Source organism: Rhizobium sp. P28RR-XV (genome assembly GCF_012641385.1).
In the GTDB taxonomy this organism is placed as follows: domain Bacteria; phylum Pseudomonadota; class Alphaproteobacteria; order Rhizobiales; family Rhizobiaceae; genus Rhizobium.
Window position 1 is genome coordinate 104394 of sequence record NZ_JABAIG010000001.1, and the last position, 25566, is coordinate 129959.

Genomic DNA, 25566 nt, shown 5'->3' on the forward strand with positions numbered 1-25566 from the left:
ACACGGGTGCGCTTGATTTTATTCCCAGCTCGCCGGGTATTTTTTACTGCTTGCTTCCAGCGGCCGAATCCTGCCAATTCGGCCGATGCAATTCGCGCCGCAACAAGATGAAGCGCTCAAGGCCGTCGCCAAATGGCTGAAGGAGGGGCGCTCGCCGCTGTTTCGCCTGTTCGGTTATGCCGGCACGGGCAAGACGACCCTTGCGCGGCATTTTGCCGAACATGTGGATGGCGAGGTGCTGTTTGCGGCCTTTACCGGCAAGGCGGCGCAGGTGCTGCGCTCGCGCGGCGCTTCCAATGCGAAGACCATCCATTCGCTGATCTACCGGCCGCGCGGCGAGGAAGCCGTTGAGGATGAGGAGACGGGCAAGACATCGATCGCCCCGATGTTCACCATCAACCGCCAGAGCCCGGTCTCCAAGGCCGCGTTGATCATCGTCGACGAATGCTCGATGGTGGACGAAGCGCTTGGCAAGGATCTGATGAGCTTTGGAACGCCCATTCTGGTGCTTGGCGATCCCGGCCAGCTTCCGCCGGTTTCCGGCGGCGGTTTCTTCACGAATGAGGAGCCGGATTATCTGCTGACGGATATTCATCGTCAGGCCCGCGACAATCCGATCATTCAGCTCGCCATGCAGGTGCGTGAGGGCAAGGAAATCATGCATGGCGATTATGGCACCGCGCAGGTGATCTCGAAGAATGAAGTCACGCAGCCGCTGGTGCTGGAGGCGGATCAGGTTCTCGTCGGCACCAACAGGACGCGCCGGCGCTACAATCAGCGTCTGCGCGAACTCAAGGGGTTTTCCGCCGACTATCCGCAATCCGGCGACAAACTTGTCTGCCTGCGCAACGATCCCGCCAAGGGTCTGCTCAACGGCTCGCTTTGGCAGGTCATGACATCCTCCAGGGAAACGACGAAGCCGGGCATCAATCTGCTGGTGCGGCCGGAAGACGACGACATGGATCGTGGTGCGGCCAAGATCAAGCTCTTGAAACAGGCCTTCGAGGATGTCGAGGGTGAGATTCCCTGGTCGACGCGCAAGCGCTATGACGAATTCGACTATGGCTACGCGTTGACCGTTCATAAGGCGCAGGGCTCGCAGTGGAACAATGTCGTGCTGTTCGACGAGAGCTGGGCATTTCGCGATACGCGCGAGCGCTGGCTCTATACGGCCATCACCCGCGCCGCCGAGACGCTGACCATCGTCCGATAAGTCGCGCTTGGGGCAATAGATATCCGCAAAAGGACTTTGCTGCCGATGCGTCACCGCATGGCGATGCCACTTTGCCGTGACCATCAAAGTTTTGCATGGGTCGATGTCGGAATCTCGTTGGTTTCGCTGGTCATAATGGCATAGAACGGCACTATCATCCGCTTTGAAAATCAGGGATTTCGATCATGCCCGCCAAGCTCTCCGTGAACCTCAACGCCATCGCGATGCTGCGCAACCGGCGTGATCTTCCCTGGCCGAGCGTCACGGGTTTGGGCCGTATCGCGCTGGCGGCCGGCGCCAGCGGGCTGACGGTTCATCCGCGTCCCGATCAGCGGCATGTGCGCTTTTCCGACCTGCCCGAAATCCGTGCGCTGATTGATGACGAGTTTCCGGAAGCAGATTTCAATATCGAGGGCTATCCGAGCGACGAGTTCTTCGATCTCTGCGCTTCTGCCGAGCCCGAGCAGGTGACACTCGTGCCCGATGATCCCACTCAGGCGACCTCGGACCACGGCTGGGATTTTCGTAGGAATCGCGAGCTGCTGGTTGCGGTCGTCGCCAAGTACAAGAAGATCGGCTGCCGTGTGTCGCTGTTTGCCGATGGCGACGGCGATGCGGACGCCGTTAAGATCGCGAGAGAAGTTGGTGCGGATCGCATCGAGCTTTACACCGGCCCCTATGGTGGCTGCTATGATGATCCGCAGAAGGCTGCTGTCATTCTTGAGGCACTCGGCAAGACCGCCGATGCAGCCTTCGCCAACGGCCTTGATGTCAATGCCGGCCACGACCTGACAGTCGCCAATCTTCCGGCGCTGCTGAAGCGCATTCCGAAGCTCGCGGAGACCTCGATTGGCCATGGGCTGACGGCGGATGCACTGGAATATGGCATGGCCGAAACGGTGCGGCGTTTCCGCCGGGCTTGCGGACAGACGGTTTGAAGCCGACTGGGCGGGTTCGTGAGCCGAGCCGCCGTCCAGACGCGGTAGCTTTCGGCTGCCCTTGACATCAGCCCATCTGCCCAATGCGGGGCTGGGCGCGACGTGCCGTAACCTACCAGGTTGCCGACGACTTCGCTTATGCGGTGAACTGCCATTGTTCGAACTGCCGGCGAACAACCGGGTCGGCCTTCAAACCTCTGGCGGGTATCCCATCCGAGAAGATCGGGATAGTCGATGGCGCGGAAAGCGTCATGATCTACGGCGACGCGGCGGCTCCGTACATCCACTGCAGAATATGCGGCTCGCTTCTCTATGCGATCGTCAAGGACGGCACTTACGCCCATGTTACGATGGGTACGCTTGTCGACACGCCAAGCATACGTCCCACACACCATGTTTTCGTCGCATCGAAAGCCGAGTGGTATGAAATTACCGATGATCTGCCGCAATATGCGGAATCGGATTGATCGCTCTTTCCACATGCGTTGACGGAGTTATCCTCGTTGCAGTCCACACTTTGATGGAGGCGGAAGCTGCCTCGCCCCGCATTTGCGGGGAGAGGGGTTGTTCGTAGGCTAGCGGTAAGAACGCTTTGCCAGCCGTTCCAAGACTTAGCCGAGCAATGCGGCCTTGTGTTCCTCGAAGAAGCTGCGTAGCGTCTGCGGCTCCTTGCCGGTCAGCTTGTTGAAGTCGTTGGTCAGGATGTCGAATTTGCCGGCGCGGATGTTGGCGTCGGCGGAGACGAGCATGTCGACCACGAATGGCGGCAGGCCGGCACCGGTGAGACCGGCGGCAAGCTGTTCGTCGTTGACGTCAATAACCTCAAGCGGACGGCCGGTGATCCTGCTGACGACACTCGCCACATCCGCGATGGTGACGGCGGTCGAGCCTGTCAGCGTGTAGGTGGCGCTTTCCGCGCTGTCGGAAGCCAGGGCGGCGGCGATGGCGAGTGCGCAGTCTTCGCGGCTGATGTTGCTGACGCGGCCGCCGCCGGTCGCGGTGTACCACTTGCCGACTTCGAGGCTATGCGGCAGGCCGTGCAGGTAGTTGTCGAAATACCAGGCGTCGCGCAGGATCGTGTAGCCGATGCCGCTAGCCTTGATGGCATTTTCCGTGCCGAGGTGGTCGGGGGCGAAGCTGACAAGCGAATCTTCCGGAGCCGGCATTGAGGTGTAGAGGATATGCTTCACGCCGGCCTTCTTCGCGGCTTCTACGGCGGCCGTGTGCTGCTTCAGGCGCTGGCCGGGAACGGCGAGCGCGTCGGTGCTGATGATCAGCAGGCGATCGCCGCCAGTGAAAGCCGCAAGCAGGGTGTCGGCATCATCGAAATCGGCCTTGCGGGTAATGACGCCCTTGGCGGCGAGGTCGGCAAGCTTCTCCGGGCTACGCGTGGCGGCAATGATGCGGCCAGGAGCGACTTTGTATGTCTCCAGCAGGTGATGAATGACGCGCTGGCCAAGCTGACCCGCGGCACCGGTAACGAGAAGAGTGCTGCTCATATTGGTTTTCCTTGTTTGACCACCGCGGATTTGCAGTGACCGTGTTGCTCTCAAAAAGAGACTAGCGCTAGAATAGGAATTGACTTCGCGATGTAAAGGAGGCAGTTTTTCGGCTCCAAGTTACCAAAAGGGAACCGGCATGGGTGCCAGCACCGTCGTCAATCTGCGCAGCAGAGATTCCGCGTTACGCGATGTGGATCTCAGCAATCTCGATTTCAGCAATTGTCCGGTGCGCGACCTCATCTCACAGATCGGCGGAAAATGGTCGGTGCTGCTGATGGAAACGCTGGCAAAGCGGCCATACCGTTTCGGCGAACTGCGTCGTCTTGTGCCTGATATCTCCCAGCGTATGCTGACGCAAACGCTGCGCGACCTTCAGCGCGACGGCTATGTCGACCGCGAGGTCTTTCCCACCAAACCGCCGAGTGTCGAATACCGCATGACCGATCTCGGTTATTCGCTGTACGAGCCGCTGGCCCAGCTCCTGAATTGGGCGGAAGCCAATCATGAGGCTGTTAAGGCCGCAAGAGCCCGTTTCGATCAATCGCCGGACTGAGCCTTTACAGTGAATCCATTGAAAATCGCCATCGTCGGCGCCGGGCCTGCCGGGCTTGCCGCTTCTCTCTTTCTTTCTCGTGCCGGCCACACGACCGATATCATCGAACGGTTCGACAGCCCGGCCCCCGTCGGCTCGGCGCTGATGCTGCAGCCGACCGGATTGACCGTGCTGGAATCGCTCGGGCTCGGCCCAGCCATTCATGCCGCCGGTAACCGCATCGATCGGCTGTTCGGCACGGAGACCACTCGTGGCCGCATCGTCCTTGACGTGCGCTATAATGCGCTGCCCGGCGGCCGCTATGGGCTTGGCGTTCATCGCGCCGCGCTATTCGATACGCTTTATGATGAAGTCTCCGCACGGCAACACCCGATCCATACCGGTCAGCGGGTCCTTGGCGTGATCGAAGAGGGGGCCGGCAGCTTTCTCTCCGTCGAAGGCGGCGAGCGCCTCGGACCCTATGATCTCGTCATCGATGCCAGCGGCGCGCGCTCCGAGCTGGTGGCAGCGTCACCCGTCGCGCCGCGTGCACGCAGCCTCGTCTATGGCGCCTTTTGGGCGACGCTCGACTGTCCGGACGGATTAGTGGATCAGGCTGCCCTGACGCAGCGCTATGACAGGGCGAGCGTAATGATCGGCGTCCTGCCAATCGGTAGCAGAAGACCGCATTTGCCGAAGCAGGCGGCCTTGTTCTGGAGCTTGAAGGCCGCGGATGCCGATGAGGTGCGCAAGCGTGGGCTGGAGCGCTGGAAGCAGACGATCCGCGGCTATTGGCCGGGATGCGAGCCGTTGCTGGAGCAGATCACCGATTGGGACCAGCTGACGCTTGCACGTTACGCCCATCGCACGATGAAGGTGCCCTATAGCGGGCGAACGGTTTTCGTCGGCGATGCAGCCCACTCCACCAGCCCGCAGCTCGGGCAGGGCGCCAATATGGCTCTGCTCGATGTGGCGGCGCTGGCGCATGCGCTTGCAGGACATGAAACTATCGAGGCTGCTCTTGCGGCCTATGCCAAGGCGCGGCGGATGCATGTGCGGCTGTTCCAGCTGCTCTCGGCCGCGTTCACGCCCTTCTATCAATCGGACTCGGCGGCGCTCGCCTGGATCAGGGACCGGCTGGTCGCCACAGTCGCCAGAGTGCCTCCCGCGCCGCAGATCCTGGCGGGCATCGTTTCCGGCACGCTGGTCGATCCGTTCAACGGCGCCGGCCTGCGGGAATGCGACTGGCTGCGGGAGGCTATACCGCAGCCGTCTTGATCAGTTCTCAGGCTCGAACCTTTCCGCTTTTCCTCGAATCGCGAAAATGCTCTATCCTTTTGTTTTTACATAATTTCAGACGGAAAGCCGCTACGCACTTTTCCTGGAATTGCTTTCGGTCAGGAAGGCAAGAAGCGCGATGACCGGGAAGGCGACGCCGATCCAGGAGGCCATCTTCCAGCCGCCGATGGCATAGGCCCAGCCGCCGAGCGCCGAGCCAAGGGCGCCGCCGGCAAAGAAGGTTGCCATGTAGAGCCCGTTGAGGCGGCTGCGGTGTTCGGCGCTGAGCGCGAAGATGGCGCGTTGACCAAGCACGAGGTTCGTCTGGACGCCGAAGTCCAGCATGATGCCCGACAGCGTCAGCGTGATCAGCGCCAGCAACGAGCCGCTGCCGGAGAAATGGCCGATCAGGAAGGCAACGATCGCAATCGTCAGGGCGAAGGCGGTGGCAAGCTTCGTCCAGCCGCGATCGGCAACGCGCCCGGCGATCGGCGAGGCGACTGCGCCTGCTGCGCCGGCCAGCGCGAAAAGGGCAATGCCGTTTTGCGTCAGGCCGAATGCAGGGCTTGCCAGCAATAGTGGGGTCGTCGTCCAGAAGAGGCTGAAGGCGCCGAACATGCAGGCCTGATATAGCGCACGGCGCTGCAGTACCGGCGTGCGGAGCGCGAGGTGGCCCATGGAAGACAAGAGCTGTCCGTAGTGCAGCTTGGTGTGCGGCACGCGGGTCGGCAGGACGAGGCGCAGGATGACGAGCAGCCCGATCATAATGCCGGCAGAGATGATATAGACCGCGTGCCAGGACAGGAGTTCGGACAGGAAGCTTGCCGCTGGGCGGGCGAGCATGATGCCGACGAGCAGGCCGCTCATGACATTGCCGACGACGGCACCGCGGCTGGCATCCGGCGCCATATGGGCGGCAAAGGGAACAAGCACCTGCACCGCGACGGACGCCAGGCCGATACAGAGCGAAGCGAGCAGGAACAGCGACGGCGACCATGCGAAGGCAGCGCCGACAAGAGCGACGGCGGACAGCGCCACCAGGGTCAGCACCAGCCTGCGGTTCTCGTGAAGATCACCCAATGGCACGATCAACAAGAGGCCGAGGCCGTAGCCGATCTGTGTCAGCGTGACGATGAGGCCGGTGGCGGCGGGGGTGAAGCCGAGCGACTGGCTGATCGGGCCGGCGAGCGGCTGGCCATAATAGAGGTTGGCAGCCACCAGCCCGCAGGCGGCGGCGAACATGAATGTCAGCAGCGGTGAAAGGGTCTTCTCGGGGAGCGGCGTGCTCTCCCGTCTGGCGGCGGCAGTTGCGGGCATATCTTGTCCTCGATGCGGGCAGGGGGAGTTTGCTCCCCGAAATTTCGATAAAAATCAGTTCAGCAGTTTCATGGCCGTCTCGGCGACGGCGAGCATATGTTCGGTCTTGCGGCCGGTCTTGCCGATCACGCGCATGCCCTTGGTCAGGGCAAGCAGCGCGCGGGCGGTGGTTTCAGGATCGACATGCTTCGGTACAGAACCATCCTCTTGTCCGAGACGGATCAGATTGAGGATGCGCCGCTCGTCGAAATCGAAGGCTACGCCAACCCGGCCGGCGACCTCCTCGTCGAAAAGCGCGAGTTCGGTCGCGCTGCCAACCACAAGACAGCCCCGCCGTCCGACCTCGCCGCATGATGCTTCGGCGAAGAACCTCAGCAATGTCCGCAGCTTTTCATAGGCATTCGGGGCCTTGGCAAGGGCATCGTCGATCAATTGCTGGCGTACGTGGCGATAGCGGTCGAAAGCGGCAAGGAACACCCCGCGCTTGTCGCCGAATGCCTTGTAGACACTTCCGGCCGTCAGACCCATGGCCTCGGTCAATTCGCTGATCGAGGCGGCATAATAGCCGCGCTCCGAAAAGACGCGCAGCGCTTCGTCGAGCGCCGAATCGATGTCGAATTCCCGTGGGCGTCCCCGGAGCTTCGGTGCGATGTCGAGTGTGTCTATCGTCATGTCACTCTTTTAGGAAATGATCGTTTCCAAATCAAGCGAATTTTTGCATCGCAGCAAGACATGGCGAGAATGGTGATTGCTGCTGGTTCCGCTATTCGTGGAAAAACGCCATGTGGATGGCGTCCTTGTAGCGTCCATCTATACGAAAAGACTTGCGTGCGAGGCCTTCACGGACGAAACCGACTTTCTCATAGAGCGCGATAGCCCTGCCATTATCGGCATGCACGCTGAGCTCGACGCGTTCTATTCCCACATCGCGGCGGCCTGCAGCGTCGTTTCTATCAATCGACGCCCGAGCCCCTGGCCGCGATAGGCTGGAATGATGCCCATGCCGAGCTTGCCGGTGTGGGCGTGGGATGGAAAGCCATGACGGCTGATATCGCACCAGCCGACCACCTTCCCGTCGGCAAGAGCAACGAATTGCGGGTTGCCGTTCTCGATCATGCCGAGCACGAAGGCGCGTGTCTCCTCCAATGGAAAAGCTTCGAGCAGCGATAGATATTCTTGCTCGCGCGCCACCGTATCGAGCGCCTTGTGAAAGCCTTTCGATGTACTCGTTGGCGATGGGTTCTATCCGGATTTCGGTGTCGATGGTCATGGCGAACAACTCGGTGCAAATCAGGGCTGCAGCGAGGATATGATTCAACTGCGAGCCTGTCTATCTGCATGCGCCGTCAACGACATTTACAGATCGAGCACCCAGGTCTGGCCGTTCAGTTCAGGGCCGAACATGCGATGCTTTTCTTCTGCGGTCAGCCTGAAGCCCGCCTTGACGTAGATCGCCCGTGCCGTGTCGAGGATATCGTTGGTCCAGAGCGAAAGGCTGCTGTAGCCCGCATCGCGCGAGAAGCGGATGCATTCGTCGACCAGCAGCTTGCCGAGGCCAAGGCCGCGCGCAGCCTTGTCGACATAGAGCAGCCGGAGCTTGGCAACGCCGTCGCCGCCATCGGCGATTATGGCCGATCCGACATTCACGCCACTTCGCTCGGCGATCCAGCAGCGATCCTTTTGCGGATTGAAATTGGAGAGGAATTTTCCGGCGACCTCGGCCGCCAACCCTTCGAAGCGGTCGTCCCAGCCGAATTCCTCGGTGTAAAAACGCGCCTGGCTTTGCACGATCCAGCCGATATCTCCCGCCCGGTGGTTGCGGATGATCGCGGGGGATGCCGTGGTTCGATCCATGCCGAGCGTGTCCTTTATCGTCTGCATCGCCGCAACGACGCGCTCGGGTTCGCCGATCGCGAGCTTTTCGAAATATCCGGCGATCTGGGCACGAGAGCGGCGGACGAATTCCTCGAACTGCACCTGTCCCTTTTCGGTGACTTTTATGACCTGGCTGCGCGCGTCGGTCGGGTCCGGCGTCGTTTCGATCAGCCCATCCTCGCGAAAGCGCTTGACGATGCGGCTGAGGTAGGCTGGATCGAGATGAAGCTCGCGTGTCAGCGCCGAAGCGGCGACACCACCGCGGAAGCCGACCTCGAACAGCACGCGCGCATCCGTGAGGGTATAGGGACTGTCGAGATAGGCCTTGTTCAGGACGCCAAGAAAATTGGTGTAGAAGCGGTTGAAGTCGCGGACGGCATCAATGGTCGCGAATTCGGCGGCAGGACTCATGGCATCGTCTCCTCAGATATAGGAGACGATGTCCGTCATTTGTTGGACTCAGTCAAGTAAATTGATCGAGATCAAGCAGCGCAACTTTTGCTGCTCTTTTCATTTGCAAGCGCGAAATCGACGGCGGTTTCGGCGTGGATCGTCGTGGTGTCGAAGCCAGGCAGGATCAGCGCCTTGGGATCGAGGATCAGGCAGATTTCGGTGCAGCCGAGAATGACGCTGTCGGCACCTTCCGTCTTGGCACGCTCGATGATGCCGTTCAGCTTCCGGCGCGACTCGTCCTTGATGATGCCGGCGCAGAGTTCGTTGAAGATGATGTCATGCGTCACGGTGCGATCCTCAGGGCCGGGAACCATGATGGAGACACCATTCTTAGCCATGCGCTCGGCATAGAAGCCGTGTTCCATTGTGTAGCGGGTCGCGAGCAGCAGGGGCTTGAGCCGGCCTGCGGCCTTCAGCGCCGCCGCGGTTTCATCGATGATGTGGATGAGCGGCACGGAAACGCGGGCAGCAAGCTCGGATGCGATCAGGTGCATGGTATTGGTGCAGATGAGCACGCATTCGGCGCCGGCGGTCTGGAGGCGCTGCGCGGCATCGGCAAGCCGGTCGGCGGCATCGCTCCAGCGTCCCGCCTTCTGCAGCGCGACGATTTCTTCGAAATTGACGGAGTACATCACCAGTTCGGCGGAGGAGAGGCCGCCCAGCCGCTCGCGGACCATTTCATTGATCAGGCGATAATAGACCGCCGAACTCTCGAAACTCATGCCGCCGATCAGGCCAATGGTGCGCATAATGCTGTTCTCCGCTCCTAATGTGTGAATGGAGGAATATTGCTGCGATTCAGCCGCCGCGTGTTTGCATTTTTTGAAGTCTATCAAAGTTTTTCTGTAATAGTTTGCGCATTTTTCCACTTTTGTGCAAAATATAGGCGTATGAATGAGGATTACCGCACATGCTGGACGAACGAGACCGAAAGATTCTTGAATTTTTGCAGGCTGATGCCGGCATTTCGGTAACGGAGCTTGCCGATCGTGTCGCGCTGTCGGTCTCGGCCTGCTCGCGCCGCATCCAGAGGCTTGAGGAAAGCGGACATATCGCCCGGCGTATCGTCGTGCTCGATCGCGAGAGGATGGGCGTGCCGACCACGGTCTATGCGCTGATCAAGACGGCGCATCATGCCGACGAATGGATCGAATCTTTCCGCAAGGTGATCGGTGATATCCCAGAGATCGTTGAAGCGCACCGGCTGACAGGTAATTACGATTATATCCTCAAGATCGTGCTGCCGCGTGTTGAGCATTATGACGTCATCTACAAGATGCTCGTGCGCAAGGTCGAATTGTTCGATGTTTCTGCATCGATCTCCATGGAGGAGCTGAAAAGCGGGGCGTCCGTTCCGGTTGGATATGCGCGTTAAGCACAATGGCGCGTGACAGCAGCAGAGGTGCCATGCATAAAAGATGGTTGCTGCTTACTCTTCTCAACCCTACGTTTTCGGCGAAATGTAGCCATGAGGTGTTGCCATGCAGGATCATCACGTTGTCGTTGTCGGGGGCGGTTTCGGCGGGGTACAGCTCGTCAACGATTTAAAGGGCGCTCCCGTACGCGTCACGATGATCGACCGGCGCAACCACCATCTGTTTCAGCCGCTTCTCTATCAGGTTGCGACCACCTTGCTCTCAACTTCCGAGATTGCCTGGCCGATCCGCAGCTTCTTCAGGGACAGGCCGGAGGTGACGACATTGCTTGCGGAAGTTGTCGGTGTCGACAGCGAGACGCATCAAGTCCTTCTGAAAGATGGGCAGAAGATCGGCTACGATACGCTGGTGCTGGCGACTGGTGCCACCCATGCCTATTTCGGCCATGACGAATGGGAACCGGTGGCGCCGGGGTTGAAGACACTGGAGGATGCGACGACCATCCGCCGCCGGGTGCTGCTCGCCTTCGAGCAGGCGGAGCTGGAAACAGACCCGGCGGTCCGCGAATCCCTCCTGACTTTCGTCATTGTCGGCGCGGGACCGACTGGCGTCGAACTTGCCGGGATCATCTCGGAGCTGGCAAGGACGACCTTGCCTAGGGAATTCCGCAATATCGATACCCGGAAGGCGAAGATCATTCTCGTGGAGGCGGGGCCGCGCGTGCTCCCGGCTTTCGCCGAGGACTTGTCCGACTATGCGCGCAGGGAACTGGAAGAACTGGGCGTCGAAATCCGCTTCGGCAAGCCTGTCACCTTCTGCTCGGCCGAAGGAGTGACGATCGGAGATGCCTTCGTGCCATGCCGCACCATCGTCTGGGCGGCGGGCGTCGAGGCATCCCCGGCGGCGAAATGGCTGGACATTCCTGCCGACCGCGCTGGCCGGGCCGTCGTCGACAAGGAGCTGCGGGCGCCCGGCAAGCAAGATATCTTCGTCATCGGCGACACGGCGTCCGTCCTGCGCGACGACGGCAGTCCGGTGCCGGGGATTGCTCCGGCCGCCAAGCAGCAGGGCGCCTACGTTGCCAAGGTGATCAAGGCGAAGCTGACGGGCAAACCGGCGCCGGGACCATTCCACTATCGCCATCAAGGCAGCCTGGCGACGATCGGCAAAAGTGCGGCGATCATCGATTTCGGCTGGATCAAGCTCAGGGGATGGCTCGCCTGGTGGGTATGGGGCCTCGCCCACATCTATTTCCTGATCGGCGTGCGCTGGCGCATCGCAGTCGCCTGGAGCTGGCTTTGGATCTATATCAGCCGGCAGCACAGCGCCCGGCTGATCACGCAGAAGGAAACCATGCGCGAGGAATGAAAAAAGGGCAGCCGCAGTGGCTGCCCTTTCCGTATGAGCATTTGCGCCGCAAGCGCTTACGCCAGCGAGGCGATGTCGATGACGAAGCGGTAGCGAACGTCGCTTTTCAGCACGCGCTCATAGGCTTCGTTGATGTCCTGAATGCTGATCTTCTCGATCTCGGCGACGATGTTATGCTCGCCGCAGAAGTCGAGCATTTCCTGGGTTTCCTTGATCGAGCCGATCATGGAACCGGAGAGGCTGCGACGGCCGGGGATCAGCGAGAAGGCATGCACCGGAACGGCATGTTCGGGAACGCCGACCAGCACCATGCTGCCATCATATTTCAGAAGGTTCAGATAGGCATTCCAGTCGATCGCGGTGCCGACCGTGTTGATGATCAGGTCGAAGGTGCCTGCGAGCTTGGTGAAGGTCTCGGCATCGCTGGTGGCGTAATATTCCTTGGCGCCCAGCTTGAAGCCGTCTTCCTTCTTCGACAGCGTCTGGCTGAGAACCGTCACGTCAGCGCCCATGGCGTGCGCCAGCTTGACGCCCATATGGCCGAGGCCGCCCATGCCGACGATCGCAACCTTCTTGCCCGGACCGGCCTTCCAGTGGCGCAGCGGCGAGAAGAGCGTGATGCCGGCGCACAGCAGCGGCGCGCCCGAATCCAGCGGAATATTGTCGGGGAAGGAGAGAACATAGCCTTCCTTGACGACGATCGAGTCGGAGTAGCCGCCATAGGTCGGCGTCTCGCCATCGGCTTCGACGTCATTGTAGGTCTGGACCAGGCCCGGCATGTAGTGCTCGTAATCCAGATCGCGCGTGGCGCACGTCGTGCAGGAATTGACGAAGCAGCCGACGCCGACGCGGTCACCGACCTTGAATTTCGTTACCTTGGACCCGACGGCCGTGACGAGGCCTGCAACTTCATGGCCAGGTACCATCGGGTATTTCGAGAAGCCCCATTCGTTGCGAGCCTGGTGAATGTCGGAATGGCAGACGCCGCAATATTGAACAGCGATGACGACATCGTCTTCGTTCGGCTCGCGGCGCTCGAAGGTGAAGGGAGTGAGCGGCTTGGACGCGTCGGTGGCGGCATAACCTTTTGCGATAGGCATGGAAGGTTCCTTAATATTGGGACGGGTTGGGAGTGGAATTGAGAGGCTGGACTATGCATCGGTATCGGACGGCAGCGGTAGAGCGATCCTGCAAGCTTTATGTACGATCCTGCGAATCTAAATTTCCTGCGGCTCTTTTGCGAACGGAAGAGGTCACCTAGATAAGCCTCGACACGCTCTCAAAAACAATCGGTTGCGCATGACACTGGCTTTCAACCCCAATCAGGAACTCGCCTCCATCGTTGCCCGTTTCGCTACGAGGGATGGAGAATATCGCACGCCGATAGACGGTCTCAACCTATACCGACAGTCGGCTGCGACCGTGTGGCAACATGGGGCCTATCGACCCTGCTATGCCGTCGTTGTCCAGGGACGGAAAAGCCTGACGGTCGGCGCCGATTCGTACCATTACGGTGTCGGCGAGTATATTTTGATGGCCCTCGACCTGCCCGTATCGACCCAGGTCACCAATGTCGGCAGTGATACACCCTATCTCTGTTTTGCCATGGCCCTCGACAGCGAACGGCTGAATGAGCTGTTAACGCGTGTCAATATTCCGCGCCAAGCGATGGCATCGGAGCCCATGCGCGGGCTTGCGGTCGATGCGGCGTCGCCGGAACTGCTCGATGCCTCATTGCGGCTGCTCAGATTGCTCGACCGGCCGGAGGATATTCCGGCCATGGCGCCACTGATCGAACAGGAGATACTCTACCGTCTGTTGACAGGCCCGAGCGGTCCCCGGCTGCTGCAAGTCGCCATGGCTGAGAGCCAGAGCAACAGGGTGGCGCGCGCGGTTGCCTGGATCCGTGGCAATTTCTCCCAGCCGCTGCGCATCGAGGAACTGGCGGAACGTGTCGGCATGAGTGTCTCCTCGCTGCACCATCATTTCAAGGCGGTGACGGCAATGTCGCCGATGCAATATCAGAAGCAGCTTCGGCTTCACGAGGCGCGGCGGCTGATGATCGTCGAGCAGCTCGACGTCGGATCGGCCGGCCATCGCGTCGGCTATCAGAGCCCTTCGCAGTTCAGCCGCGAATACAGCCGCCTCTATGGCCTGCCGCCGCTGAAGGATGTCGAGGCCATGCGTACCAATGCGGTGGCGGCCGAATAGGCGACGTTCCCGACCCGTCGTCCGCGTCCAGCTCTATCGATCAACTGATCGGGTCGTTGCAGTTGCCGCCGGTCCAGGTGTAGCTAGGGAGGGAGCCATGCGGTCCCCACAGGCCCTCGAAGCGTGTGTAGCTGGGATCGAACTGGATCGAGAGCGCTCCGGTTCCATATTTGTCGAACCATAGCAGCACCCGTTTCCTACCGGGGGCTGCTCCGATTTCCGACACGGTACCGATCGTCTTCGCTCCATCGTCGTCGAAACGGTACGTTCCCGAGATGTGCCCTTCCATGTTGACCTGCAGCGATGTCTCGACGTCCACCAATGATCCGTTTGAAAGAAGTTTGCCGCAATAATGTCCGGCTGGTCCGGCGAGTGGCTTTGCTTCCGAGAGACTTGATGTCGACACGGGAAGCAGGCCGATTGCCAGACAGACCCCAATGGTGCCGGCAAGCATCCGCCGCCTGCCTTTGACGGAACGACGCTTCATTGAATTCGAGAATAGCAGCGTTTCGCAAAGATACATGGATGCGGTTCTCATTAAGGCGATGCCGACCAAGGGCGTGTCGGCCGGCCGGCAAGCTCTAGCCTCCGCAAGCCTGCCCTGACAAGCACTCTCTTTTTGGCGCAGTGCAGCAACGAATTCCGCTTGACGGCCACCGTGTCGTCCTGCATAAAGCACCCACGAACCGTACCGTACGGTACGCATTTGGGAGTGGTCATCGTGCTGAGCGAAGCAGGACAGTCGAGCGAGTTTTCGCCGCGCCAGAACGCCGTTCTGGAACAGGCGTTGCGTCTGCTCGTCGACGGCGGCGAAAAGGCGCTGACGACCTCGGGTGTCGCACGCGCCGCCAATTGCTCCAAGGAAAGCCTCTACAAGTGGTTCGGCGATCGCGACGGTCTGCTCTCGGCGATGATCACCTATCAGGCGAGCAAGGTGCGCACGTTCGAGCGCAATGGCGAGCGGCTGAACTCGGCAAGCCTGCACGATCATCTCGTGATCTTCGCGCGCGACCTGCTGGAAGTGCTGGCCGGCGACGTTTCGCTCGCCTTGAACCGTCTGGCGATCGGCCAGTCGAACCGCGACGGCTCTAAGCTCGGCAAGCTCTTGCTGGAGCGGGGGCGCCGGCAGATCGACCGCCGCGCCAGCGGTCTCATCGATGCCGGCAAGCGGGCAGGGCTGTTGCGCTTCACCGATGCCGACGAGGCATATCACACGCTCTACGGGCTCATCGTCTCCGATCTGCATGTGCGCATGCTGCTCGGCGAGCCCGGTTTGAAGGATACGAGCCGTCAGGCGGAGAAGGCGGTCAGCGCCTTCCTCCGGCTCTACGGCACGGAAAAGGTATTGGCGGAAGCAACAGCGACCGTCTGACAATTTAAAATCTGCACCCAGACAAGCAAAGGGAAGGACAAACAATGCGCGTCTATTACGATCGTGATGCCGATCTCAACCTCATCAAATCGAAGAAGGTCGCCATCATCGGCTACGGCTCCCAGGGCCGCGCTCACGCGCTGAACCTGAAGGACAGCGGCGCACAGAACGTTGCGATCGCGCTCAAGGCCGGTTCGCCGACCGTCAAGAAGGCGGAGGCCGACGGCTTCAAGGTCATGACCGTTGCTGAAGCTGCCGGCTGGGCCGACCTGATGATGATGGCGACCCCGGACGAACTGCAGGCCGACATCTACAAGGCCGACATTGCTCCGAACATCCGGGACGGCGCTGCGATCGCTTTCGCGCACGGCCTCAATGTTCACTTCGGCCTCATCGAGCCGAAGGCCTCTGTCGACGTCGTCATGATCGCTCCGAAAGGCCCGGGCCACACGGTTCGCGGCGAATATCAGAAGGGCGGCGGCGTTCCCTGCCTCGTTGCCGTTCATCAGAACGCTTCCGGCAACGCCCTTGAACTCGCTCTCTCCTACGCCTGCGGCGTCGGCGGCGGCCGTTCCGGCATCATCGAAACCAACTTCCGCGAAGAGTGCGAAACCGACCTCTTCGGCGAACAGGTCGTTCTCTGCGGCGGTCTCGTCGAGCTCATTCGCGCCGGCTTCGAAACGCTGGTCGAGGCTGGTTACGCACCGGAAATGGCCTATTTCGAGTGCCTGCACGAAGTAAAGCTCATCGTCGACCTGATCTATGAAGGCGGCATCGCCAACATGAACTACTCGATCTCCAACACAGCTGAATGGGGCGAATACGTCTCCGGCCCGCGCATTATCACGGCTGAAACCAAGGCTGAAATGAAGCGCGTCCTGAAGGACATCCAGACCGGCAAGTTCACCTCGGACTGGATGCAGGAATACCGCTCGGGCGCTGCCCGCTTCAAGGGTATCCGCCGCCTGAACGACAGCCACCAGATCGAAGAAGTCGGCGCCAAGTTGCGCGGCATGATGCCCTGGATCGGCAAGAACAAGCTGGTCGACAAGTCGGTCAACTAAGCTTCTTCAGGGTTATACCGCAGTAGAAAGGCCCGGGGAGGGAGACTTCCCCGGCCCTGGAGCCGGATGATTTTAGGTCTGTTGGACCTAAAATCTGAATCCGCTCTAGGATCAAAGAAGTAGAGCGTGATGTCGTCCGAAAACCGCCTACACTTTTCGGCATCACGCTCTAAACGTTTCAGGATGTGTTTACGGCTCACGTGGCCGATCGAATGCCTTTCCTGGCTCTCATCCGCAGCCATCTTGTCGGTTTGCCATCGTAGCCGCCGCCATCGGTTTCGTTGAGCGAAATGTCCTTCCACCCGGTCGAGATAAGCAGATCATTAAGCCAGTCGGCCGAGATGTAGTTGTAGTATCGGCCGAAGCTGTCGTACCCCTCGGCTTCTCCCGCTTTGAAACTGGCGTGAAATAGGCCGCCGTCCTTCAAAGCCTTGTGGATGCGGTTGAAAATCTCCGGAAGATCCGGTCGCCGTACATGCAGCAAGGATGCTTCGGCCCAAATGCCGTCGTAGAGCTGGTCGTCCTCCAGTTCTTCAAACCTGCGAACGGTCACCGGCTTTCCGATCAACTTTTCGGCCTGCTTGGCCATTTCCGGCGAACCGTCTGTAGGCGTGACGTTGAAGCCCTGTGAGATCATGTAGGCTGCGTCCTGACCGCCGCCGCAGCCCAGTTCGAGAATCGATGCGCCGGCGGGGAGAGTATTCAGGAAGGCATCGAGCCGACGCTGCGGCAGGCTGCGATCGCGCACCGCGTAGACGGCTGCGCTGTGATCGTAGAAGGAGGACGTGGGGTCGTCTTTTGCCATATCAGCCACCCATCTTCAGGTAATAGATTACGTTTTCCAATCCCTTGAAATGAGCATCACAAGTCAGGATATCGGCATCGAGATGAAGAGCGGTTGCATAGATGATCGCATCGGCGGTTGCGAGCTTATGCTGTGCCGAGATCTCAGCCGCGCGCCGGGCTATGGCTGTGTCCAATGGAGTAACGTTACATAGCATCGTGTAGGCGATGAAGTTGTCCAAAACGTCTTCGTCTTTTTCGCGAAGAAGCCATTTGGAAAGTTCAAGCTGGACTATTGTCGGAACAATGCAGTCGCGCGGTTTCGGGATCTGGTCGGAAAGCTGCTGTCCAGTCGGGCTATCAAGAAGCCACTCTATCCATGCGGAACTATCGATCACACGCATCAGTATCGGTCGCCTCGATCGCGATAGTCTTCGGGGTTTGCGCCTCGCGCCATACCTTTGAGATCTTCCAATGTTGGAACCGGCATAACGAGCACGCCCTTGCCTTTGGGAATAAAGACGAACTCCTGACCAGCGCTCCAATGCTGCTGATCACGCACTTCTTTTGGGATCGATATCTGAAATTTTGAGGACAGGGTCGCAGTGATCATTCTTACTTTTTCCTATCGATTGATCTAGCGTAAGAATAGCATCTGCACAGAGGAATGTGTAGGTCTCCTTGGGAAGCAGAAAATTGGGAGATTTTGAGTGGATGCCACGTTGAATGAATAGCCTTTTCTATCGCTGAAGTTTGATTCCTCGCTACCATCATAAACAAATTAGGTCAGCATTATTGACTTATCTTTTGTTGCGTGATCTTGTGCCGGAAAGACCAAAAATTACGAGGAAGCCCATGTTGAATTGGGAAAATATCTTTGCGACGCGCTCGAGCCGTATGCGCGCCTCCGAAATCCGCGAGCTGCTGAAGCTGCTGGAGCGGCCGGATATCATCTCTTTCGCAGGCGGCATTCCCGATCCCGCATTGTTTCCGGATGCCGAATTCAAGCAGGCCTATGCCGATATCTTTTCCGGCCCGACGGTCAATGCAGCGCTGCAATATTCGGTCAGCGAAGGCTATAAGCCGCTGCGCGAATGGCTTGTCGGCCAGATGGGTGCGCTCGGCATTCCCTGCGAACTCGAAAACGTCTTCATCGTCTCCGGTTCGCAGCAGGGGCTCGACTATCTCGGCAAGCTCTTCCTGTCGCCGAAAGATACGGCGCTGGTTACCGCGCCGACCTATCTTGGCGCGCTGCAGGCTTTCAATGCCTACGAGCCGACCTATGACCAGCTGACACCGAACGGCAACCGCACGCCGGACTCCTATCGCGCCGCGGCTTCGCAAGCCGGCGGCAGGGTGAAGTTCGCTTATCTTTCGGCCGATTTTGCCAATCCGACGGGCGAGACCGTCGATCTGCCTGGCCGCGAGAAGCTACTCGACCTTGCCGAAGAACTTGATATCGCCGTTATCGAAGATGCCGCCTATCAGTCGCTGCGGTATGACGGCGAGCCGGTAGCGCCGATCCTGGCTCTGGAAATTGCGCGCAAGGGCCATATCAACGACACGCGGACGATCTATTGCGGCAGCTTTTCCAAGACCTTGGCGCCGGGGCTTCGCGTTGGCTTCATCGTCGCCAATGCGCCCGTCATTCGCAAGCTCGTGCTGATGAAGCAGGCGGCCGACCTGCATTCCTCGACGATCAACCAGATCGCGATCCATCAAGTCGCCGAGCGCGGTTTCGATGCGCAGGTTGCCAAGGTCCGCAAGACCTATAGCCACCGTCGCAACTGCATGCTGGCAGCACTTGCCAAATACATGCCTGAGGGCACGAGCTGGACGAAGCCGCAAGGCGGCATGTTCGTCTGGGTTACCCTGCCGAAGGGCATGGATGGCGCCAAGCTGCTCGCTCGGTCGCTGGAAACGGCGAAGGTTGCCTTCGTGCCCGGACAAGCCTTCTTTGCGGATGGAACCGGTGCGAACACTTTCCGCGTCAGCTTCTCCTGCGCCAATGACGAGATGATCGAAGAGGGCATCTCGCGGCTGGGCAGGTTGATTGCGAGCGAGATCGGATCGATGGCGGCCTGATTTACCTTCTCGCCGGCGGGGAGAAGGATGCGCTCCTGAGCTTGTCGAAGGGGCGCTGGTTGAGGGGGCGATGCACCGTTATGGTGGGCATTGAATGTGCCGCGCCGCGCCCCTCATCCGCCCTTCGGGCACCTGCTCCCAGAGGGGGGAAGAAGTTTCCTTACTTCGCCAGGTGTGGGCTGAGCAGCGAAAGGTCGGCCTCGCTCAGCCGGTCGCTGGCGGTATTGCACTGGTGCCAATAGGGATACATCAGCGGCTGCAGACTGACGTCGTCGAGGCGCTTGCGCTCCTCGTCCGTCAACTTCAGCTCGGCGCTGGCGAGATTGTCCTTGAACTGCGCCTTGGTGCGGCCGCCGATGATGACCGAGGTCACGCCCTTGCGGCCGATGAGCCAGGCAAGCGCCACCTGAGCGGCCGAAACACCGCGGCCTTCGGCGATTTCCACCAGCGTATCGACGATATTCCAAAGGCGGTTTTCATCGCGGATCGGCGGTTCCGTCCAGCCGGCGAACTGGCGCGTGTCCTCTGGTGTCGCCTGATTGCGGCGATGTTTGCCTGAAAGAAGGCCGCCGGCAATTGGGCTCCAGACGAGGATGCCGAGACCCTGGTCGATGCTGACGGGCACCAGCTCGTTTTCCGCGTCGCGGGCTTCCAGCGTGTAGTGGATCTGCTGGCTGACGAAACGTTCGCGCCTGTCGCGCTCACTGACGCCGAGCGCTTTCATGATGTGCCAGCCGGAAAAGTTCGAGCAGCCGATGTAGCGGACTTTGCCCTGGCGAACCAAGGTATCGAGCGCTTCCATCGTCTCTTCGAGCGGCGTCTGTCCGTCCCATTGATGCAGCTGATAGAGGTCGATCACGTCGGTCTTCATACGCTTCAGGCTCGCCTCGCAGGCCTGGATGAGATGCTGGCGGGATGAACCGGCATCGTTGGCGCCAGCCCCCATCGGGAAGCGCGCCTTTGTGGCGATGAGCGCACCGTTTTTGCGCGGACCGCCGATAATTTCGCCGATGATTTCCTCCGATGCGCCTTGCGAGTAGACATCGGCCGTGTCGAGCAGGTTGACGCCGGCATCGATGCACATGTCCACAAGCTTCTTCGCATCCTTGATGCCGAGATCGCCAACGGTCTTCGCCCAGCCGACGCCGCCGAAGGTCATGGTGCCCATAGTGATGGTGGAAACTTTGAGGCCGGAGCGGCCAAGCAAGCGATATTCCATAGATCAGTCCTCCTCGATCCCGTCTGAAATACGTACGTCAGGAAATAGTGCCTGATAGCGATGGTCAAGATTCAATCATCATACGAACGGCAATGTATTCAAAATTCAACTGTCACAATCATGTTAAGCCATCCGTCTAAGGAACCTTCCTGATCATCCAGCCGAGGACGCTTCATGAAGACGTTTGTTTCCGCTCTCGCCGGCCTGCTGGCCGTCGCTCTTTTCTCCGGCGCCGCCAGTGCCGCCGACCTCGTCCTCTATACCAGCCAGCCGAATGCCGATGCGCAGGCCACCGTCGATGGCTTCATGGCCGCCAATCCCGGCATCAAGGTCGATTGGGTTCGCGACGGCACGCCGCAGATCATCGCCAAGCTTCAAGCTGAAATGCAGGCCGGCGCTCCGGTTGCCGATGTCCTGCTGATTGCCGATACGGTGACGCTTGAGCGCTTGAAGGAAGCCGGCAAGCTGCTTGCCTACAAGTCGCCGGAAGCCGCAAATTACGATGCGTCGCTCTATGACGCCGGCGGCTATTACTATTCCACCAAGCTGATCACGACCGGGATCGTCTACAACACGGCTGCCGCGATGAAGCCGGCAAGCTGGCAGGATCTGGTGAAGCCGGAAGCCAAGGGCCTGGTTGCCATGCCGAGCCCGCTTGCTTCGGGTGCTGCTCTCATCCACGCACAGACGCTCGCCGGCGTCGGCAGCCTCGGCTGGGACTACTACAAGAACCTCGCCGACAACGGCGCGATCGCTTCCGGCGGCAACGGTGCTGTGCTCAAGTCGGTTGCTTCGGGTGAGAAGGCCTATGGCATGATCGTCGACTACATGCCGATCAGAGAAAAAGCCAAGGGTGCCCCGCTGGAATTCGTATTCCCGAAGGAAGGCGTTTCCGCCGTCACTGAGCCGGTCGGCATTCTCGCCAGCACGCAGCATGACGATGCCGCCAAGAAATTTGTCGATTACGTCCTCTCCGAAAAGGGTCAGGAAGGTTTCCTGAAGCTCGGTTATATTCCGGCCCGCAATGGCACGCCGCTGCCGGCAGGCTTCCCGGCACGTGACAGCATCAAGGTTCTGCCGTTGAATGCGGCCGATGCTCTCAAGAACACGGATCAGGACCTCAAGACCTTCTCCACCTACTTCAAGTCGAAGTAATCCGACCCGGATTTGGAATGTACTCATATGTGCGTCGGGGAAACAGCCAGCCGGCCTGGCTGTTTCCTTTTGTTGTTGTCGTCGTGCTCTTGCTCAGCGTCCTGCCGCTGGCACGGCTGGCGTTTGCCGGCATCGAGGCGCTGCTTAGGGGCGGCACCTATGAACTCATCACCGATCCCTCGCTCTGGCGCTCGGCCTGGTACACGATCGAAACCGCCGTGCTCGGCACGATCGTTTCGGTGGTCCTTGGTTGCCTATTCGCATTCCTGCTGACATTGACCGATCTGCCGGGCAGGGGGCTGCTCGGCTTCCTCTTCGTATTGCCGATGATGATTCCGCCGCAAGTGACGGCACTCGCCTGGGTGCAGATGTCCGGGCCGTCGAGCCCCTTGCTGAAAGCGTTGCATATCGCGCCGCCGCTTGGCTCGCCGCAGCCGCTCTATTCTGTCGGTGGCATCGCTTTGCTCTACGGCGTTCAGCATGCACCGCTCGTCTATCTCGCTCTGCGCGCCGGCCTGATGGCGCTGCCGCGCGATGGCGTCGAGGCCGCAAGGCTTTCGGGCGCGTCCGGCCTGCGTGTCTTCCGCGATATCATCCTGCCCTTGTCTCTGCCCGGTGTCATTGCGGGCGCTGCGATTGCCTTCGTCTCGTCCATCGGCAATTTCGGCATTCCGGCGATCCTCGGCATACCCGCCTCGATCTATACGCTGTCGACGCTGATCTTCACCAAGTTCTCCAGTTTCGGACCACGCACCTTCGGCGACATCGCCATGCTGTCGACGATGATCGCCGTCATCGCTGTTGCCGGGCTTGCCGTGCAGGGCAGAGCCTTGAAGGGACGCGACTATCGCGTCATCGGCATTTCCGGCGCAACGGCTGCCTTTTCGCTGGGCCGCTGGCGCTATCTGGCGTTGCCTGTGCTCTGCGCCATCCTGTTCGTCATGCTCGTCGCGCCCTTCCTCGCGCTGGTCGCCGGTGCGCTGGTGCCCGCCTATGGCGTGCCGCTCACCCTCAAGACGGCATCGCTGAATGCCTTCACCGAGATCCTGTTTCGGCAAAGCATAACGCGCACCGCCTTCTCCAATTCGTTATTCCTGGCGACCGCGACCGCACTTGGTCTCCTGCTGGTGACGGTCCTTGCGGCCTACGCCCTGACGCGGCGCAAGGACATGCTGAGCCGCATCGTCGGCGGTATGATCGAGATCCCGTATTCGCTTCCCGGCATCATCATCGCCGTCTGCTTCATTCTGGTGTTCGCAGCACCCTTGCCGATCCTCAACGTCACGCTTTACGGGACGATCTGGATCATCCTGGTTGCCTATTTCTCCGCCTATTTCGCCGTCAGCCTGAAGCCGGTCATGAGCGCCTTCCTGCAGCTCGATCCGGCGCTAGAGGAGGCCGCGCGTCTTTCCGGTGCAGGCTTCTTCCGCCGTCTTGCCGATATCATCGTACCGCTGATCGCGCCGGCGGCCGGCGCATCGGTGATCCTGGTCTTCCTCATCGCCTGCAACGAGCTGACCGTTTCGGCGCTCCTCTGGTCGGCTGGCACGCAGACGCTCGGCGTCGTCATCTACAATCTCGACGATGGCGGCAGCGCCGATCTTGCCTCGGCCATGTCGGTCATCGTCATCGCCATGGTCGTCATCATGATGGTGCTTCTGGAAATCATGGCCAAGCGCCTGCCGAAAGGAGTGGTGCCTTGGCGAAGCTGATCCTCAATCACGTCAGCAAGGATTTCGGCACGGGCGGGCGTGCTGCCGTCAACGCCTTGTCGCTCGATGTGCGGGAGGGCGGTTTCCTGGCGCTGCTCGGCCCGTCCGGTTGCGGCAAGACGACCGTGCTCAGAATGATCGCCGGTTTCGAGCAACCGACCGATGGCTCCATCCATCTCGGCGAGCGGTTGCTGGCGGATGCGGCGACCATGCTGCCGCCGGAGCGGCGCAACATGGCGATGGTGTTCCAGTCCTACGCGCTCTGGCCGCACATGAACGTATCAGACAATGTCGGCTATCCTCTGAAGGTGCGTGGTATCTCCGGCGAGCGCTATCGCGACAAGGTGCGCGAGGCATTAGCGACAGTGCGCCTCGGCGATTATGCCGAGCGCAGGCCCGCCGATCTCTCAGGTGGCCAGCGTCAGCGCGTGGCGCTTGCTCGCTGCCTGGTGACATCGCCCGACGTCGTGCTGCTCGACGAGCCGCTCGCCAATCTTGACCGTCACCTGAAGAAGGAGATGGAGGAGACTTTCCGCGAGTTTCACCAGCGTTCGGGCGCCACCATGGTCTATGTCACGCACGACCAGAGCGAGGCGATGGCGCTTGCGACCGATGTCGCCGTCATGTCCGAAGGGCGGCTCCTGCAGGTGGCGCCGCCGGCGGAAATCTATGCTCGGCCCGAAGGTAGAATGGTCGGCAGTCTGGTCGGGCAGGGCGCCATACTGCCGCTTGCTTTTCCCGATGGCAGTCCGCGCCGCATCGATTGGGCCTCCTTCCGAGGCCTTTGGGAGAACCGGGCAGGCGGCTCGGCGGTTGCGGATATTCTCGTGCGGCCCGAAGACGTACTCGCCGATGCGGAGGGCATTTCCTGCCGAGTCGATTCCGTTCTCTACGAGGGCGAGCGTTATGCGGTAAGGTTGTCGATGCCGGACGGACAAGTGTTGCGCGCTTATAGCCGCGAGAAGGTCGCTGCGGGGGATGCCTACCCCATTGCCATTCGTTCGGCCTGGCGGCTTTAATCGGGCGGGGGATAAGATGGTTGTTCCCCGGCTCCTCCTATGCTTGATTTGCTTGAAGTTACGGATGGGAGTCGCGCATGTCCGATCATAGCTTTCCGATTTTCGATCTCGGTGCCTTCGAAGCGGCCGGTCATGACGAGAAAAAGCGACTCGGCGCGGAGGTGGACCGGATATGCCGCTCGACGGGCTTTCTGGCGATTGCCAATCACGGCGTCGGCGATGCCGTTATCACCGAGGTATGGGAGAAGACGAAGGCCTTCTTCGATCTGCCGGCCGAGGTGAAACAGCGCGCCAAGACGCTCTATCCCGGCTATCCCTACGGTTATCTCGGGCCGGGTACGGAGGCGCTCGCAAAATCACGCAATGTCGACACGCCGCCGGACCTGAAGGAAAGCTTCAATGGCGGCCCGCTTTCCGTTCCCGCTGATATGAGCAATCCGGAAGCGCTCGGCTTCTGCTATGCCGCCACCATCTGGCCGGAGCGGCCAGATGGGTTCGTGGAGGCATGGAAGGCTTACTATGGGGCGATGGAGGATCTGGCGGCGCGCATCATGCGCGTATTCGCCACCGCGCTCGGTCTCGATGAACATTTCTTCGATTCTTACGTCGATGCTCCGATCAGTGCGCTGAGGGCGCTGAATTATCCCGAGCAGCATGTACCGCCGCAGCCGGGCCAGCTTCGCGCCGGCGCGCATACCGACTACGGCAGCCTGACGATCCTTTTGCCGCAGCCCGGTTCGAAAGGGCTCGAGATCATTGCGCCGGATGGCAACTGGACACCGGTACCGCTGGTGGAAGGGGCCTTCGTCATCAACATCGGCGACCTGATGGCACTCTGGACCAATGACCGCTGGGTTTCCACTGTGCATCGCGTCGTCAATCCGCCGCCGGAAGAGGGCGGCATGCAGCGCCGGCAATCCCTGGCCTTCTTTCATCAACCGAACTGGTTTGCCGAAATCGCCTGCCTGCCTTCATGTCTGAGGCCGGGTGAGGAGCCTAGATATGCTCCCGTTCTGTCCGGTCCGTATCTGATGGGCAAATTCAAATCGACTGTTACAGCCAAAGCCGGTTGATGCGCTTATAATAATAAGCCG

Annotated in this window: 26 protein-coding genes and 1 pseudogene; 15 read left to right on the top strand and 12 right to left on the bottom strand. The window is 60.2% G+C overall.

The window, feature by feature from the left end; all coding sequences use genetic code 11:
- Positions 1-85: 85 nt before the first annotated feature.
- From HGP12_RS00510 to HGP12_RS00520, 3 genes are all read left to right on the top strand, one after another.
- Positions 86-1213 carry an ATP-dependent RecD-like DNA helicase gene (locus HGP12_RS00510; protein ID WP_168838612.1) on the top strand — a complete coding sequence of 376 codons (1128 nt, stop codon included), beginning with the start codon at positions 86-88 and terminating at the stop codon, positions 1211-1213.
- A gap of 185 nt (positions 1214-1398) precedes the next feature.
- Positions 1399-2151 (top strand): pyridoxine 5'-phosphate synthase, encoded by a 753-nt coding sequence (locus HGP12_RS00515; protein ID WP_168838613.1) that lies wholly within the window; start codon positions 1399-1401, stop codon positions 2149-2151.
- Between the two features lie 83 nt (positions 2152-2234).
- Positions 2235-2618 carry a GFA family protein gene (locus HGP12_RS00520; RefSeq protein WP_168838614.1) on the top strand — a complete coding sequence of 128 codons (384 nt, stop codon included), beginning with the start codon at positions 2235-2237 and terminating at the stop codon, positions 2616-2618.
- A 144-nt stretch (positions 2619-2762) separates the two neighbouring features.
- Here HGP12_RS00520 and HGP12_RS00525 read toward each other — a convergent pair whose 3' ends face one another.
- On the bottom strand, positions 2763-3650 hold the full coding sequence (locus HGP12_RS00525; protein WP_168838615.1) for an SDR family oxidoreductase: 888 nt from the start codon (positions 3648-3650) through the stop codon (positions 2763-2765).
- Between the two features lie 139 nt (positions 3651-3789).
- Here HGP12_RS00525 and HGP12_RS00530 point away from each other — a divergent pair, with 139 nt between their 5' ends.
- Both HGP12_RS00530 and HGP12_RS00535 read left to right on the top strand, forming a co-directional pair.
- The gene (locus HGP12_RS00530; protein WP_168838616.1) at positions 3790-4206 is read left to right on the top strand and encodes a winged helix-turn-helix transcriptional regulator; all 417 of its coding nucleotides are present in this window, start codon (positions 3790-3792) and stop codon (positions 4204-4206) included.
- A 9-nt stretch (positions 4207-4215) separates the two neighbouring features.
- A complete protein-coding gene (locus HGP12_RS00535; protein WP_168838617.1) occupies positions 4216-5463 on the top strand; it encodes an NAD(P)/FAD-dependent oxidoreductase in 1248 nt (415 codons plus the stop codon).
- Positions 5464-5553: 90 nt separating this feature from the next.
- On the opposite strand, the gene HGP12_RS00540 is transcribed toward HGP12_RS00535, so the two are convergent.
- The 5 genes and pseudogenes from HGP12_RS00540 to HGP12_RS00560 form a co-directional block, all read right to left on the bottom strand.
- A complete protein-coding gene (locus HGP12_RS00540) occupies positions 5554-6780 on the bottom strand; it encodes an MFS transporter (RefSeq protein WP_168838618.1) in 1227 nt (408 codons plus the stop codon).
- Positions 6781-6834: 54 nt separating this feature from the next.
- Positions 6835-7452 (bottom strand): TetR/AcrR family transcriptional regulator, encoded by a 618-nt coding sequence (locus HGP12_RS00545; RefSeq protein WP_168838619.1) that lies wholly within the window; start codon positions 7450-7452, stop codon positions 6835-6837.
- A 91-nt stretch (positions 7453-7543) separates the two neighbouring features.
- Positions 7544-8050 (bottom strand): annotated as a pseudogene (locus HGP12_RS00550) (GNAT family N-acetyltransferase).
- Between the two features lie 86 nt (positions 8051-8136).
- Complete coding sequence (locus HGP12_RS00555; protein ID WP_168838620.1) at positions 8137-9066, bottom strand: helix-turn-helix domain-containing GNAT family N-acetyltransferase; 930 nt, start codon at positions 9064-9066, stop codon at positions 8137-8139.
- A gap of 71 nt (positions 9067-9137) precedes the next feature.
- The gene (locus tag HGP12_RS00560) at positions 9138-9857 is read right to left on the bottom strand and encodes an aspartate/glutamate racemase family protein (protein WP_168838621.1); all 720 of its coding nucleotides are present in this window, start codon (positions 9855-9857) and stop codon (positions 9138-9140) included.
- A 161-nt stretch (positions 9858-10018) separates the two neighbouring features.
- On the opposite strand from HGP12_RS00560, the gene HGP12_RS00565 reads away from it, so the two are divergent.
- Both HGP12_RS00565 and HGP12_RS00570 read left to right on the top strand, forming a co-directional pair.
- Positions 10019-10483: an Lrp/AsnC family transcriptional regulator gene (locus HGP12_RS00565; RefSeq protein WP_168838622.1), complete on the top strand. Its 465-nt coding sequence runs from the start codon at positions 10019-10021 to the stop codon at positions 10481-10483.
- Between the two features lie 106 nt (positions 10484-10589).
- Complete coding sequence (locus HGP12_RS00570; RefSeq protein WP_168838623.1) at positions 10590-11852, top strand: NAD(P)/FAD-dependent oxidoreductase; 1263 nt, start codon at positions 10590-10592, stop codon at positions 11850-11852.
- A gap of 56 nt (positions 11853-11908) precedes the next feature.
- Here the strand turns inward: HGP12_RS00570 and HGP12_RS00575 are convergent, their stop codons facing one another.
- Complete coding sequence (locus tag HGP12_RS00575) at positions 11909-12952, bottom strand: NAD(P)-dependent alcohol dehydrogenase (RefSeq protein WP_168838624.1); 1044 nt, start codon at positions 12950-12952, stop codon at positions 11909-11911.
- Positions 12953-13151: 199 nt separating this feature from the next.
- On the opposite strand from HGP12_RS00575, the gene HGP12_RS00580 reads away from it, so the two are divergent.
- On the top strand, positions 13152-14063 hold the full coding sequence (locus tag HGP12_RS00580; protein WP_168838625.1) for an AraC family transcriptional regulator: 912 nt from the start codon (positions 13152-13154) through the stop codon (positions 14061-14063).
- A gap of 40 nt (positions 14064-14103) precedes the next feature.
- Here HGP12_RS00580 and HGP12_RS00585 read toward each other — a convergent pair whose 3' ends face one another.
- The gene (locus tag HGP12_RS00585) at positions 14104-14550 is read right to left on the bottom strand and encodes a hypothetical protein (RefSeq protein WP_168838626.1); all 447 of its coding nucleotides are present in this window, start codon (positions 14548-14550) and stop codon (positions 14104-14106) included.
- Positions 14551-14784: 234 nt separating this feature from the next.
- Here HGP12_RS00585 and HGP12_RS00590 point away from each other — a divergent pair, with 234 nt between their 5' ends.
- Both HGP12_RS00590 and ilvC read left to right on the top strand, forming a co-directional pair.
- Complete coding sequence (locus tag HGP12_RS00590; protein ID WP_168838627.1) at positions 14785-15435, top strand: TetR/AcrR family transcriptional regulator C-terminal domain-containing protein; 651 nt, start codon at positions 14785-14787, stop codon at positions 15433-15435.
- Positions 15436-15479: 44 nt separating this feature from the next.
- Positions 15480-16499: a ketol-acid reductoisomerase gene (gene ilvC, locus HGP12_RS00595; protein WP_168838628.1), complete on the top strand. Its 1020-nt coding sequence runs from the start codon at positions 15480-15482 to the stop codon at positions 16497-16499.
- A 196-nt stretch (positions 16500-16695) separates the two neighbouring features.
- Here the strand turns inward: ilvC and HGP12_RS00600 are convergent, their stop codons facing one another.
- Genes HGP12_RS00600 through HGP12_RS00610 form a run of 3 tightly spaced genes read right to left on the bottom strand, consistent with a single transcriptional unit; the run spans position 16696 to position 17895 of the window.
- Positions 16696-17304, bottom strand: coding sequence for a class I SAM-dependent DNA methyltransferase (locus tag HGP12_RS00600; RefSeq protein ID WP_168838629.1), 609 nt, complete (start codon positions 17302-17304; stop codon positions 16696-16698).
- A 1-nt stretch (position 17305) separates the two neighbouring features.
- Positions 17306-17686, bottom strand: a complete 381-nt coding sequence (locus HGP12_RS00605) for a type II toxin-antitoxin system VapC family toxin (protein WP_168838630.1) — start codon at positions 17684-17686, stop codon at positions 17306-17308.
- Entirely contained in the window at positions 17686-17895 is a 210-nt protein-coding gene (locus tag HGP12_RS00610; RefSeq protein WP_168838631.1) for an AbrB/MazE/SpoVT family DNA-binding domain-containing protein, read from the bottom strand. Before HGP12_RS00610 ends, HGP12_RS00605 begins: the two co-directional genes overlap by 1 nt.
- Positions 17896-18137: 242 nt before the next feature.
- On the opposite strand from HGP12_RS00610, the gene HGP12_RS00615 reads away from it, so the two are divergent.
- Positions 18138-19367, top strand: coding sequence for a PLP-dependent aminotransferase family protein (locus HGP12_RS00615; protein WP_168838632.1), 1230 nt, complete (start codon positions 18138-18140; stop codon positions 19365-19367).
- 160 nt (positions 19368-19527) lie between these two features.
- On the opposite strand, the gene HGP12_RS00620 is transcribed toward HGP12_RS00615, so the two are convergent.
- Positions 19528-20586, bottom strand: a complete 1059-nt coding sequence (locus tag HGP12_RS00620) for an aldo/keto reductase (protein ID WP_168838633.1) — start codon at positions 20584-20586, stop codon at positions 19528-19530.
- 174 nt (positions 20587-20760) lie between these two features.
- On the opposite strand from HGP12_RS00620, the gene HGP12_RS00625 reads away from it, so the two are divergent.
- From HGP12_RS00625 to HGP12_RS00640, 4 genes are all read left to right on the top strand, one after another.
- Entirely contained in the window at positions 20761-21741 is a 981-nt protein-coding gene (locus HGP12_RS00625) for an ABC transporter substrate-binding protein (RefSeq protein WP_168838634.1), read from the top strand.
- A 17-nt stretch (positions 21742-21758) separates the two neighbouring features.
- The gene (locus tag HGP12_RS00630; RefSeq protein ID WP_168838635.1) at positions 21759-23453 is read left to right on the top strand and encodes an iron ABC transporter permease; all 1695 of its coding nucleotides are present in this window, start codon (positions 21759-21761) and stop codon (positions 23451-23453) included.
- Positions 23441-24472 carry an ABC transporter ATP-binding protein gene (locus HGP12_RS00635; protein WP_168838636.1) on the top strand — a complete coding sequence of 344 codons (1032 nt, stop codon included), beginning with the start codon at positions 23441-23443 and terminating at the stop codon, positions 24470-24472. The genes HGP12_RS00630 and HGP12_RS00635 overlap by 13 nt, the downstream gene beginning before the upstream one ends.
- A gap of 77 nt (positions 24473-24549) precedes the next feature.
- On the top strand, positions 24550-25545 hold the full coding sequence (locus HGP12_RS00640) for an isopenicillin N synthase family dioxygenase (protein ID WP_168838637.1): 996 nt from the start codon (positions 24550-24552) through the stop codon (positions 25543-25545).
- Positions 25546-25566: the final 21 nt, after the last annotated feature.